The 13,418-nt window shown below is 42.9% G+C and carries 12 protein-coding genes; 6 read left to right on the top strand and 6 right to left on the bottom strand.

Annotated features, from left to right (window positions below):
• Nucleotides 1–518, bottom strand: a 518-nt coding sequence (locus EO95_RS12490) for a phosphomethylpyrimidine synthase ThiC (RefSeq protein WP_048135070.1), incomplete at its 3' end; no start/stop codon positions are given.
• 495 nt (nt 519–1,013) lie between these two features.
• Here EO95_RS12490 and EO95_RS12495 point away from each other — a divergent pair.
• The gene (locus EO95_RS12495; protein WP_048135071.1) at nt 1,014–1,826 is read left to right on the top strand and encodes a winged helix-turn-helix domain-containing protein; all 813 of its coding nucleotides are present in this window, start codon (nt 1,014–1,016) and stop codon (nt 1,824–1,826) included.
• A 77-nt stretch (nt 1,827–1,903) separates the two neighbouring features.
• On the opposite strand, the gene EO95_RS12500 is transcribed toward EO95_RS12495, so the two are convergent.
• Nucleotides 1,904–2,812 (bottom strand): MBL fold metallo-hydrolase, encoded by a 909-nt coding sequence (locus EO95_RS12500; protein WP_048135073.1) that lies wholly within the window; start codon nt 2,810–2,812, stop codon nt 1,904–1,906.
• Between the two features lie 58 nt (nt 2,813–2,870).
• Nucleotides 2,871–3,518, bottom strand: a complete 648-nt coding sequence (locus EO95_RS12505; protein WP_048135074.1) for an HD domain-containing protein — start codon at nt 3,516–3,518, stop codon at nt 2,871–2,873.
• A gap of 279 nt (nt 3,519–3,797) precedes the next feature.
• Here EO95_RS12505 and EO95_RS12510 point away from each other — a divergent pair, with 279 nt between their 5' ends.
• Together EO95_RS12510 and EO95_RS12515 are read left to right on the top strand one after the other, a co-directional pair.
• Nucleotides 3,798–5,294 (top strand): DEAD/DEAH box helicase, encoded by a 1,497-nt coding sequence (locus EO95_RS12510; protein ID WP_082106042.1) that lies wholly within the window; start codon nt 3,798–3,800, stop codon nt 5,292–5,294.
• Nucleotides 5,281–7,095, top strand: a complete 1,815-nt coding sequence (locus EO95_RS12515; protein ID WP_048135075.1) for a DUF790 family protein — start codon at nt 5,281–5,283, stop codon at nt 7,093–7,095. Before EO95_RS12510 ends, EO95_RS12515 begins: the two co-directional genes overlap by 14 nt.
• Before the next feature lie 1,211 nt (nt 7,096–8,306).
• On the opposite strand, the gene EO95_RS12525 is transcribed toward EO95_RS12515, so the two are convergent.
• Nucleotides 8,307–8,498, bottom strand: a complete 192-nt coding sequence (locus EO95_RS12525) for a hypothetical protein (protein ID WP_048135077.1) — start codon at nt 8,496–8,498, stop codon at nt 8,307–8,309.
• Nucleotides 8,499–9,410: 912 nt separating this feature from the next.
• On the bottom strand, nt 9,411–10,217 hold the full coding sequence (locus tag EO95_RS12530; RefSeq protein ID WP_082106043.1) for a hypothetical protein: 807 nt from the start codon (nt 10,215–10,217) through the stop codon (nt 9,411–9,413).
• A 146-nt stretch (nt 10,218–10,363) separates the two neighbouring features.
• Here EO95_RS12530 and EO95_RS12535 point away from each other — a divergent pair, with 146 nt between their 5' ends.
• Entirely contained in the window at nt 10,364–10,588 is a 225-nt protein-coding gene (locus EO95_RS12535; RefSeq protein WP_048135078.1) for a hypothetical protein, read from the top strand.
• On the opposite strand, the gene sugE is transcribed toward EO95_RS12535, so the two are convergent.
• On the bottom strand, nt 10,553–10,870 hold the full coding sequence (gene sugE, locus EO95_RS12540) for a quaternary ammonium compound efflux SMR transporter SugE (protein ID WP_048135080.1): 318 nt from the start codon (nt 10,868–10,870) through the stop codon (nt 10,553–10,555). The genes EO95_RS12535 and sugE overlap by 36 nt on opposite strands.
• 220 nt (nt 10,871–11,090) lie before the next feature.
• On the opposite strand from sugE, the gene EO95_RS12545 reads away from it, so the two are divergent.
• On the top strand, nt 11,091–12,179 hold the full coding sequence (locus EO95_RS12545) for a radical SAM protein (RefSeq protein ID WP_048135082.1): 1,089 nt from the start codon (nt 11,091–11,093) through the stop codon (nt 12,177–12,179).
• Nucleotides 12,180–12,240: 61 nt separating this feature from the next.
• Nucleotides 12,241–13,418, top strand: a 1,178-nt coding sequence (locus EO95_RS12550) for a hypothetical protein (RefSeq protein ID WP_048135084.1), incomplete at its 3' end; no start/stop codon positions are given.

Consider the following 13,418-nt stretch of genomic DNA (forward strand, 5'->3'; position numbering starts at 1 on the left):
GAGATAGGAGTCCGTCTCGTGGGCTCGGAGATGTGTATAAGAGACAGGTGCAGCACCACAGAGCTCACACCCTCGTCCACATGGGCTTTGAGATATGAGAGGATGTCGCCCTCTGTAAGGTCCTTCATCCCGCACTCCACAACCGTCTGATAGATGGGGACTGTAGTGATGGGAAGCCTGCTGTTCTCAAACACGCTTGCACGTATAGCACGGATGTCCCCACCCATGGAAAGGTCGGTAATGGTGTCAGCCCCATATTTTTCTGCGATCCTCACCTTTTCGAGCTCTGCATCCGGATCTATCCTGACAGCCGAAGTGCCCAGGTTGACATTTACCTTGGTGCTGGCACCCCTGCCTATGGCTATAGAAGGGCAGCCCTCCCTTGTCATTATAACGAGGCTTCCTTCAGCTACACGGGAGAGCAGGGTATCCTCATCAATATTTTCTCTCTCCATAGTCTGCTGCATTTCGAGGGTAAGTTTTCCGTCACGTGCACAATCAATCTGCGTGTGTCTCATGGGTTCTTGCACTCTTCCTGTATTTAATGTGGAACTGCCGATCTGTCAGTTCAATCACACATGAGTTTATAAATATATTTATATGATTTATAATAGAGATTATGTCATTATTTATTAAGGCGTACGTTAACAAAAATATTTTAGTATGACTTTGTATTTGCACATTGTTAACCAGGAGCCTTTCATGTAGCGACATAAACCTTGAAAATCCGGGATAAAAATGACAGGATAGAAATGAAAAGAATTCTAAAAAATTTCTCCAATTGAAATAAACAGTTTCCTATCTTCCCGGAATGAATTGTACGGAAATGTATATTTATAAAAGAGTAACAAATATGTCAATAATTAGTCTTCAATTTTTTATAAATATATGAATATACTTTTATATCGCGGAGATTCTTCAATATAATATATATTTTCAATAATTACAGGCCAGAATCTACAGCGATCAGATACAGGCGATCAGATACAGGCAATCAGATCAAGGTGCATAATATGGAAAACTCTCTACTAGACCTGATTTTCCTCTCCGATAAAAGAAAAAACGTGCTTCTCCTTCTGCTTGAAGGGCCAAAGGACATCAACACAATAAAAAAAATCCTTAACGCAGGTGCAACTTCACTCCAGCCCCAGATTAAAATGCTCAAGGAAAAACACCTTGTAGTTCAGGACAGAGAGCTTTACAGGCTTAGCGAGATAGGAAAAATCATAACCGAAAAGATGAAACCCCTGCTGGATACTCTTTCTGTACTGGAAGATAATGCAGATTATTGGGCTGACAGGGATATGAGTAAAATTCCGCATTTTCTCCTGCGCCGCATAGGGGAACTCGGGCACTGTATTACAATTGAACCCCAGAGAGAACATATGTTCGAAATGATTCCCGAGTATGTCGAAAATGCTGAAAAGGCAAAGAAGTTCGAGGCGCTCAGTTCTTATTTCCACCCTCTCTATCCTTCCTTTTGTCTCGGGCTTGCAGAAAAGGGTACATCGGTGTCACTGATTCTTCCAGAATCAATCCTTAGAAGGTGGGGTGAGGATGATTACAGGGAACAAACCAGGCAGTTTCTTAAAATGGAGAATACTAAACTCCTGGTCTGCAAAGACTGTGAAATGACTCCTAATATTGTAGCGGCAGACAACTTCATGGGAATAGCTCTTTTCCCGAAAGATACTGTTTTTGACCGAAAATACGTGATAAGCTTTGAGCCCGGAGCTCTTGCCTGGGGCAAAGAACTCTATGACTACTACGAACAAAGAGCGGAACAAATCCGGGATATCGACAGCTACGCCAGCAGTACACCCTGAAAAGAAATCAAAAAAAGCTAAAAAGCTCTTCATCAGGTGTGCTCTTCAAAATGTATATTAGAGGCCCTCAAGGTATATTAGAGATATTCATCAAGCCCTGTCTCACCATTTGAATATGCTTCATGCCATCCCCGGGGTACAGGCTGTTTATTATAGAGGATTTTTCTCCGTGCCTCAAGTAGTTTCGGCTTTTTCCTCATGAACTCTGCAGCACACAGGACCTTATTTTCAACCTTTCCTGCCAGTTTTTTTAACCACCTGTAGCCTTCAAAAGACCTCAGAAGATGGTGGTCCAGGATCAAAGTGTCAACATTTCTGGCAAGAAGAAGAGCATTTTCAAACGCTTCTTTTGAAGCTTCAGGGACATGGTGGGAGAGATAGAGCGGGGGTCCGGAAGAGAAAACTACTGTCGGTTTCCAGGCAAGTACCTCAAGCACAGCTTCCCTGTCCAGGAGCTGGATATCCGAACTGTGGACAAACACCTCGGCTCCTTCACAGATCCGGGTCATCATTACCGTGCCAAACCCCTTATCTCTTGTCCCATGCGGAACAGGAGAAGAAAAACTTATGCCGTCGGAACTAATGCCTTCAGAAGCGGGAAGGGAAGAGCCCAGAAAATGAGAGAGCTCTTTTCTCCTGCGTGCAGACAGCCCTGAAATATTTTGTGGACCTTTGCACCAGAACCTGACCTCTTCCAGAGGAGGGAGGGCTTCTACTGGCAATTGATAAGGGTCTTCGGCTTTCATGGGCATGTGGTCCCCATGGTAATGGCTGATTACTATATCCGTTGCACCTTCAAGGGCATAAAGGATCTTTTTCCTGATCCTGAGGGCAGCTGCAACCTCTACAGGGTGGGGAGACAAACCGTAACGCAGGCGGGCAAGGGCAACTCCCGGATCGATCAGAATCTTTTTATCCCCGGTTTTTACAGCGCAGGCAAGAGACCTTGCCCCGAAGGACTCACACCCGAGTATTTCAATCTGCATATGTTTCTATCTGTTTGCATGAATAAAAATCCTTTTCAGGAGACATTTACGGAACTCCTCACGATTGATGTGATTGAGGCTTAAACTCAAGTTCCGTATCGTAGAGCAAATGCCAGAGATCCCCCTTTTTGTACATCCTTTCCGCATCAACTGCAGCCCCCTGCCCTATTATTTCGAACCTGACTCCCCGGCCTTTGAAAGTGACCTTTCCTAGCCTGCTTCCCATCCGGCTGTAGTCAAGGGCGTCGGCAAGCCGGATAAGGGCAGCCACTTTCAGGGTGACATCCTGCAGGTCTTCGGGCATTTTCCCGAAATCTTTTCCTTTAAGGTCCTCAATTTTCTTCTTTCCTACCTTTTTTTTGTGCAGGAAAGCCGTCCAGGCAACAACCGGCCACAGCCTTTCAGGTAATTCGGCAGGCGGGTGGCGGAGCAGGATATCCCTCCCTGCCCTGTGATGGTTCTCAAAGTCCGTAGCTACCCCGGCATCATGCACAAGGGCAGCCATTTCCACGAGTTTTTGGAACTCAGAGCCAAGCCCGTGGACAGGAGCGAGGATCTCATAAAGTTCGAGTGCATTCCGGGCCACATTATCGGCATGGCTGCGTTCAATTCCGTATTTGTGGAAAAGGTCTTCGAGGGGTACGGGTTCGGGCGAGAAAGCTTCCCCGGACTTTTCATCCCCAACAGGTCTGGAATTAGAGCTCATGCAGAATTCCCTTCTTTTAATTTCCTTTTTAGAACTGAAATTAACTTGAAGCTATTTCTCAGTTTTCTTTTTTGCATAAGCTGTAAAACTCTGCGCAATAGAACGTATAACAAAGTGCGTAAAAATATACCAATTCTGGGACTCAAACATCTAAAAAATTAACTAATGTAATAAATTCCTGCCTGAGTCCGCTGATAACTTAATTATTGCTGCTGATAACTGAATTGTTACTACAGATAACTGAATTATTATATATCATGTCCAGAATCTTAGTAAACAATGATCAAAATAAGCTTCAAGCAGGGAACTCTCCTCATACAGGGCAACGTCCGGGTCCCCAATTCGGCCTGGGACGAAAGGAGCGGGAACTTCAGGGCCCTTGCCATGTATTACAGAGATATCATAAGTTACCTGAAAAATTCCGGGATCGATTTTGAAGATGCTGTCCTTGACCTCCTTCCCTGTCCTGACCTTGCAGAAGCTTATGAGGCTTCGGGAAAGAAGTTGAATTTAAGGGATTACCAGGCAGAAGCCCTTGTTTCCTGGAGTGAAAATGAAAAATGGGGAGTTCTGGTCCTGCCGACAGGGAGTGGAAAGACCCTTACCGGCATCCGGGCAATTGCAGGGTGTAATACCCCTTCCCTCGTGATTGTCCCGACCCTTGACCTGCTCGAACAGTGGAAAAAGCAGCTTGAAGAAGCTTTTTCCATGGAAATCGGAAAGCTTGGGGGCGGCGAGAAGAAAATCCTTCCGATAACCGTTTCCACATATGACTCTGCCTATATTCATGCCGAAACCCTGGGTAACAGGTTCGGCCTCCTGATTTTTGACGAAGTGCACCACCTGCCTGCAGCAGGATACAGGAGCATTGCCGAATTTTCCGCAGCCCCATGCAGGCTCGGACTGACTGCCACATACGAAAGGGAAGATGAGCTGCATAAGGAACTCAACCGGCTTGTAGGGGGAAAAGTCTACGAGAAAAAAGTCTCGGAACTTGCAGGCGGACACCTTGCCCCTTATACGATAAAACGGGCTTCTGTGACGCTCACTGCCGGGGAGCAAAAAGAATACGACCAGAAATATTCTATATTCCTTAACTACCTCAAAAAAACCGGGATAGTAATGAGAGGCCCGCAGGACTTCCGGAAACTGGTCATGAAAAGCGGAAGAGACCCTGAAGCCAGAAAAGCCCTCCTTGCAAGAAATGCAGCAAGAGATCTTGCCTTCAACAGCGATTCAAAAATTGAGAAACTGAGGGAGATCCTGGAGCAGCACAGAGAGGACAGGGTGTTTATCTTCACGGAACATAACCGGCTTGTGCACCGGATTTCCAATACATTCTTTATCCCAGCGATCACATATCGGACTCCTTCAAAAGAAAGGAATTCCATTCTCGAAAAGTTCAGGGCAGGCAGCTATAGGGCTGTTGTTACCTCAAAGGTACTGGATGAAGGTATTGATGTGCCTGAAGCAAACATAGGGATCATAGCAAGCGGGACAGGCAGCAAGAGGGCATATGTGCAGCGCCTCGGAAGGATCCTCAGGAAAAAAGAGGGGAAAGAAGCCGTACTCTATGAAATCATAGCCTCGGAAACCTCGGAGACCGGAACCGCACAGAGGAGAAAAGGAGCTTTATCTTCCGGAAAAGGTCCATTAGAAAGCCCCGGAGAAAAGGGAAGGAAAGAAGCTCAGAGGGTAAGAAAAGAAAGCTCTGAAAGACCTGAAAGACCTGAAAACCCTGAAAGCCAGAAAGGAGGTCCTCATGCTAACGTCTGACCTCCTTGTAACCCGCATTTCCGGAGGAAAAATCAAGCCGGCATATGCAGCTTTTAATTCAGAAAACCTTGAGCTTGCAGGGCTCCTTATAGAGACTTTCGGGCAGCATGTAGGAAAACCCTACGGCGACCTCCTGGCAGAACTTGAAGGTTATGAAGAGATGAATTACCGCTTCATCCGGGGGCTTTCCCAGCTCCTTGGAAGGCGGGCTGTGGTTGAAACCTCTTCAGCTGTTGACCCTTCTACGGCCAGAGAAGCGGTTTTTGACGCCTGTACCGGGATGGCGCTTGCTCCTGCCGAAAGAAAAGAGGCACTTCAAAAAGCCGCAAAAAAACTATCGATATCCATTCCTGAGCTTGAAAAATCTCTCTGGGCAGACCTTGAGGAAAACCAGATCCTCAAAGAATTCAAACCCCTTTCCCCTGCAGAACTCCTCAGGCAGTATAACATCTCCCTGACCCAGACCATCCTTTTCCGCGCTGTTGACCTGAACATATGGATAACAGGGGATTTCCAGAACGTTCTCTGGAAGATTCTCAGATCCGGGCTTATGTATTCCCTGGAAGATACTGAGGAGAAAGCAGGCGAAAAAGAAGAAGCTGAAAGGTTGAAAAGCGTTCACCTCCACCTTGACGGGCCAGCATCTCTTTTCAGGATGTCGGAACGATATGGAAATTCGTTTGCAAAACTCTTCCCCACCCTCCTGAAATCAAAGGGCTGGAGCCTGAAGGCAGGAATTCTCCATAAAGGTTACCAGGGGAAACGCATCCTTGATTTAGTCCTTGACAGCTCGGAAGAGGCTTTCGGATCCATACCGGAAGCAGTCAGATATCCTGAAAGAGTACCTGAAAGGGTTTATCCCGACTTTCAGCTTGCAGAAGGACAGGAAGGATACAGGACAGGAATCGAGACTGAGAATGGGTTTGGGGGAGAAGAAGCTGAAATTCAGGGAGCTGGAATTCAGGAAGCAGAAACAGATATTGAAAGTGAAACTTATGACAGCACTTATGAACAGCAGTTTGCCAGCTTAAGTTTAGGAGGTTGGAAAGCAAAAAGAGAACCAACTATCCTGAAAGCAGGCAGGTACGCATTTGTTCCGGATTTTTCCCTTCAGAGGGACGGGATGAAAGTGTATGTCGAGGTTGTTGGTTTCTGGACGCCGGAATACCTTAAAAAGAAGACCGAGAAACTAAAGGAAGTAAAGGAACCCGTTATTCTCCTGATTAACAGGAAACTCAAGTGCTCGGAAAAAGACTTCCCTGCACAGGACGTGATTTTCTTTGACAGGAAGATTCCGGCAAATGAAATCACGCAGGTGCTTAGAAAATATGAGAGAAGAAGGCTTGAAGAAGACCTGTCGGAACTGCAGGAAACGAAGATTCATCTTTCCGGGGAACTGATCAGCCTTGATGAAATCGCAGCCGAGAAGGGAGTCCTGCTTGATGCTTTAAAAAAAGAGATCAAAGGCAGGCTTACAAAATTAGGGGAATCCGAAAAAGTCGGAAAATTCGAGGAATCCGAAGAAGTCGGAAAATTCGAGGAATCCGAAGAAGTCGGAAAGTACAGGAACTATGTGCTTCTTGAGAATTATTTGCTCCACAGGCAGTTACTTAAGAAAATAGACCTGGAACTTGAAAAACCAGGAGCTGCCGATACATATGCCGGTGCAGTGAAGGTTTTTGAGGGCTTCAGGCTTGACAGCAGTCTCTATTACCCTGTACTCGAACACCTTAGGTATAAGGTTAGCTGGACCGGGCTCAGTGAAGAGAACGCAAAAGTTAAAAAAATACGCTTTGCCTAAAAAATGTTTTTACCCAAAAAATACTCCCCGCACCCAACAAATAGCCCGTTTTTAGTCGATTTTTCAGGCAAAGCGTATGTAAGAAGTTGTATGGAAAGCTATTGGTTTCTTGTTTCCATCGATTGGGATTTCAGACTTAAAATATGCGGCAAAATAACATAGGCAACATTTAGGAATGATTAAATAACTTTTACTATCAAAATGACTGATTTAGCTTCAAATAAATTAATCTTTGCCTAAGTTATTTCGTTACAAATACTTAGAGATCGACTTCGAGATCGGTCCCAAGGATTTTTGGTTTCATATATCTATTGTAATATTTTTTGTATATACTCGGATCTGTGATCGTGATCCCGAGCAGAACGACCCAACCCAAAGGAAACATTATCAACAGCAGGCAATAAAATGTAATTGCTGCTATCATAGATTCCCCAACAAACTTTTTCATAGTTTTCATTGGTATTCCACCTCCTGATGTGGTTATCCAGGTTTGCTTGCGTTATTTCAGCAATTTTACAATTATACCCAGTCTTACCAATGTTTTTGATATTGTGTGTAATACACAATAGCATACAATAATATGCATTTAATAACTTATATAGATTTTTAGAAAATTCGCTTTGAATATAACTTACATTCGGCAGGTCGACATATAATTATTTATGATGATCACTACTGATTGTGATTTTGAAATACTGCTCCACAATTGTGTGTAGTTGTTAGGTTTACATATGGTCCAAACACAATCTCCCATACTAAACTTTAACGAAAAAATGATTTAGTGTTTTTTAGTGTTTATATGTGTCGTGGAAGTTGAACCACAGATTAACCATCTTTTAACATAACCTATAGTTAGCTCAGGTTCTAAAACAGCAATGGGAAAATATCCTTAATTCCAATGTCGACATGCCGAAAGCAGGCTATAAAAAGATTTTACCTAAAAAATAAGGGTGATACCTGAAAGATTCATACGATACCCAAAAAATACTCCTCGTACCCAGCAAATAGCTGTTTTTTGGCTATTTTATAGGCAAAGCGAAAGAAATACGAGGCTTATTATAAGGAGACTTTTTCTAATTTCATTGCTTAAAGCGGAAGATTAGATCCAGAAAATAGAGGATTATTAATAAAAGTAGGAAGGCCATAAACCTTCCATATTTTATAATTAAATAACCTATTATTTAATTAAATAATTTATAATTTAATAAAATTCATACTTCAATTCCATCCATTTTTACAATGAAATTGACCTCAACTTTCGAAACATTAAGGTTAGATTCAAGATCCGTCTCATATTCTGCAAGTAAATTTTTAATAACCACTTCTAAAGAATGTTTTAAGTCAATGACGGTTTCATCCATTAATATTGTTTTTTCAGCTTCAGTCAAGTTAAAAAGAGTCATTTAACACCACTCCCCAATAATTTTGTTTTATTATACTGATATTCACGTTGTCTTAATCCGCCAATATTTTTGTAATCCCGACACTATTTTTGTAATCCGCCAATATTTTTGTAATCCCGACAATATTTTTGTAATCCGCCAATATTTTTGTAATCCCGACACTATTTTTGTAATCCCGACAATATTTTTGTAATCCGCCAGGATCTTTTAGTTACTGAGGTCTTAATTCAAACCTTGTTTTTCGTGGATTCATTCGGAAATGCAAAGATTTCTTCCAACCACAAACAGGTAGGAATTACGTGACCTGTATACTCTTACCCTTCCCACATTATCCAGTACTTGCTGCAAAAGCTGTACTATAAATTGAATTTTTTTTTCGATTCTAAAAGTCATATTATCCCCCGATAACCCTTGCTCTATTTTAGTTCAGTGGTATTATATTTTACCAATAGTATAACTGATATACTGATATAAATACTTATTCTGTATAAAATAGCCATCAAAAGCCATTATTTCTGGAGAAAACCCGAGATAACTATAAATAGTAGTATTTTTTAATATTTATACTGTGGTAAAAAATATGCATCAGTTAAATGATTCACTATTTTAAAAAAATGTTAATAAAATATGGAAAACCGGTTATTTTAAAACTCTACAAATATTTATATTAAATTTAAAATATTTTGCATAAGACCTATCATATTTTACAACCAATGCAAAATATTTTATAATTAAGTTAATCAGGATGTGAATTTCAGAATATTGTTCATCGAGTTTAAAGTCAATACTGCCCATCTCCAGGAAATTAAAGTTGTTTTGAGGCGGCCTGAAAAGATGTATTCTGGTAAGAGATATCCAGATTTAGACAGTTAATCTGAAATCAGATCCTGAATATTCCAGAGTACAGGGATTTCATTCCACATACGCCACATTCCTTTTCACAGGCCGGAAGAGTTTCATGAACTCGTGTACTTCTTCCGGAAAATCCGTGTTTACGGAAAGCCCTATTTCTTTAGCTTCTGCGGCTGAAAGGGGAGTGCTGTGGATCATTTCTCCGCTGACCAGCTTTTCAACCACTTCATCGAGCCTGTCTTCTCCGCCGGGGCCAGGTGCAATTTTGCCTTCCAGAAGCTCTTTTGCGACACTCCGGGTAAGCTTGAGGGCTTTTCTGGAGATATCGCTCATGACAAGAGTGACATCTTCCGCGTTCTCTTTTTTCATTTCTGCGGCATAGATCCAGGAAGGTGCAGGGAAGAGCCCTCGCATGAGATCCCCTACCTGGGGGTCGATAGGCCCTATAACTGCATCTTTATCCATTACGATTTCATCTGCTGCAAGGGCGACAATTGTGCCCCCTGACATTGAGTAGTGGGGGATGAGCACACGGGTCTTTTTGGGGTGATTCTTCAGGGCACGGGCGATCTGGATGCTGGCATGGAGCTGCCCGCCGGAGGTGTGCAGGATCAGTTCAAGGGGACAATCCCTGTATTTCCTTATCCAGCGCAGGACCTGTTCAGCATCCTCCTCATCGATGAACTGGTAAGCAGGCAGCCCTAAAAAAGAAATTGCTTCCCGTCTGTGAATCATTGTCAGTACTTTACAGCCGTGGCGCCTTTCCATGGCTTTCAGTTTTGCCAGACGCTGCATCTGGATTCTTTTGAGCTGCGACTGCGGGTAAATTACGGTGTAAAGAAAGAAAACTACGAACAAAATAAACATCAAATCCCAGAGACTGAAAGTTGTGCCTTCAATTAGAGCCAGAAAAACTTCCCCCTAAAAGATCTCACTTAAACTTCCCACGGGCACCGCTTAAGCTAACCAGAAGGTGCAATTCAAACCCACGGGCTTAATCCCCTGATTTAACATTGTCCTGCCAGCTATTAATTATTGGCTATCCGTACTGCAGGAAAAAGCGATCTTATAAGGAAATTGCAAAAATCTCGAAGAAAAAAGGAGAAGAAGGAAAAGAAGGAAAAGAAGGAGAAGAAGGAGAAGAAGGAAAAGAAGGAGAAGAAAAAGGATGCTGGGAAGGGATTAGAGAACTTTACATGGTTTCATGGAGAAATCAGCTTGAGCCCCATCACCCCTGAGAAAATCAGAATGATGCAGACAAGCCTGCCGAAATCCATGGAATCATTAAAGAGCAAGATGCCCAGGACAGTGGTGCCGAGAATCCCAATTCCGGTCCAGACTGCATAGCCAGTTCCTATTGGCAAAATCTTCAGAGCCTGGGAAAGGAAATAAAAGCTCAGGACCATGCAAACGACCGTAAATATGCTGGGATAAAGCCTTGTAAAACCTTCCGTATATTTCAGCCCGATTGCCCAGGCTGCCTCAAAAAGACCAGCGATGAAAAGAAAGATCCATTCCATTTTTGTTCTACACCTGTTTAGGTAATTTTTATGGGGTTACAGTGAAAATATCAATTGAAAAGTATTCAAAAGCCTCTTTCTTCTTATAATCTTGCCCGAAAGAACCCCCGGCAAGGTCTGTTAAATTTCTCAAAGGTAAAATCTCGAATATTGAGATCAGAAATAAAAATCAGAAGGAGCAAACAATAAGCCTTTAACCCATGCAGGAGAATATTTCAATATGGCAGCTCCGAAGTACCTGAAACGCTATCTTATGGTGCAGGGAGATGAAATGCCTGCCCTCTCCAGAATAACAGAGAGAATTTCAGTCGAATTTGATCCGGAAATGGGACTTGAAGAACTCCGGAATATCCATGAAGCAAGCATCAAAGAATACAGGAAATTACGGGAAAGCCTTGAAATCGAGGCCATGGAAGCCCTTGTTTATCCGGATAGTTCGGACATGCTGAAGCTGTATACTACAAGCTTCCTGAAAATCCCGAAAGCCAGTCCCTCCCTCCTTGACCTCAAGGTTGCAATTGTGGACAGGATGCTTGAAAACTGCCACTGCTGCGAGCGCCGCTGCGGGATTAACCGAAAAGAGGGAGAAAAAGGCTTCTGCAGGCTGACCGACGTCTCACGCTACGCCTCGGAGTTCCTGCACATGGGAGAAGAGCCAGAACTCGTCCCCTCCCACACGATCTTTTTTACAGGCTGTGTCTTTGCCTGCGTCTACTGCCAGAACTGGGACATCTCCACCTGCCCGGAATGCGGCACTGAGGTCGACCCCCGGAAACTTGCAAAGCTTGTTGACATCCGGAGGCTCCACGGGGCAAAAAACGTAAACTTCGTAACCCCAACCCCGCACCCGCACACAGTCCTGAAAATCGTGCGGGAAATGTCAGCAAATACCCCTGTGGTCTGGAACTCGAACATGTACCACTCAAGGGAAATCGCAGAAGTCCTGGAAGGCGTGGTTGACGTCTACCTCGGGGACTTCAAGTACGGCAACAATGAATGCGCTCTCAAGTACTCAAAAGTTAAAAACTACCTGGAAGTCGTTCAGCCCAACTTCGAGTTCGCCTACGAAACCGCCGAAATCCTCCTCCGCCACCTGGTCCTCCCCGGGCACCTCGACTGCTGCACAAGGCCGATTGCCAAATGGGTTGCAGGACACATCCCGCAAATCAGGTTCAACCTGATGTTCCAGTACAGGCCATGCTACCGGGCAATGGAATATCCGGATCTTGGAAGGCACCTGACCCTGGAAGAGGAAACGGATGCGATTGATATCGTGAGAGGGGCTGGGATTGAGGACGTGCTGATCTGAGTAATGCTCAGTAATAATTATAATCTTACGCATATATAATTCAAAATGCAAATATATAGTTATGAAAGGAGCCGGGGGAGCCTGTAAATTTTTAGGAATTTTCTTCATTTTAAGTCTGCTGATGCAGGGGGTTTGTACAGCAGAAGAAAGTAATGGAATAAATACGAATTTAAATAATTCACTAAACAGCACGGTGATCGGCAAAATAAATGGCACGATAAACGGCACGATAAATGGAACAATTAATAACGCAACAAATGAAACGATAATTGGGGCAATAAATGGCACAATAAGTGGCACAATAAATGGCACGATAAACGGGACAATAAGCAATACAGAAATGTTTCCGAGGATTCTTTTATTGCCACTTTTTCTTGGATCTCTTCTTTTTTTGTGCTGGCTGTGCCGGTTTTTCGATAGAATGAACTTCTGTTTTGTTACTTTTTTACTTATAGCGTTATTATTATTTGTGTCTCTAAGGTTTCATGCAGTTGATTTGATCTTAGAAATAGTTCTTTATATTCTCATTCTTTTGATATCGATTTTTATTTTCAAAGTTATTGTTTACGAAAATAAAAAAAGAAAGGGAGAAAAAGATAACAAAAGAGGCGAAAGTAATGAAAGAGCTAAAAGTAACCTGATAATGTGGCTTCACGACATAGCGAGAAATTTTATTGTAATTTTTGTGGTTCTTATATGGCCTATGGTGCTTTTATATTTTGATTATAACAAAATAAGTTATATTACATTTTATGGAATAGAGAAATTGCAGTTCCCGGTCTACATAATTGCTGCATCATTTGTCGGTATCCTCTCTTACCTTTTTTTAAGTATTGAAGACAGATTCAGCCAGCTCATTCCGGAATATATTACGATAAGTATTGCCTGGTCATATCTCAAAAGAATCCTTACTGCACCTTTTATAGCACTAATAGGCTTCTATTTGCTAAATCACCTGCTAAGGATAGAAGAAATAAGTGAGATTAATGATTATTTTGTTTTCGTATTTTCTTTTTTTGCCGGAGTATTCACCAAGACAATAGAGACATGGATCTTTGCCTGGGTTCAAAAACTTCTACCCGGAGACAAAAAGGATGAATTCGATGCCAGGCTTGAATACAAAGTCGCAAACTCTTGCTTTGTCACAAAACTGCGGCTCGACGAAGACCTCGCATATATGCTGTACCTGTCTCTTATACACATCTCCGAGCCCACGAGACGGACTCCTATCTCGTATGC

The sequence above is a fragment of the Methanosarcina sp. 1.H.T.1A.1 genome (genome assembly GCF_000979295.1).
Lineage (GTDB): Archaea > Halobacteriota > Methanosarcinia > Methanosarcinales > Methanosarcinaceae > Methanosarcina.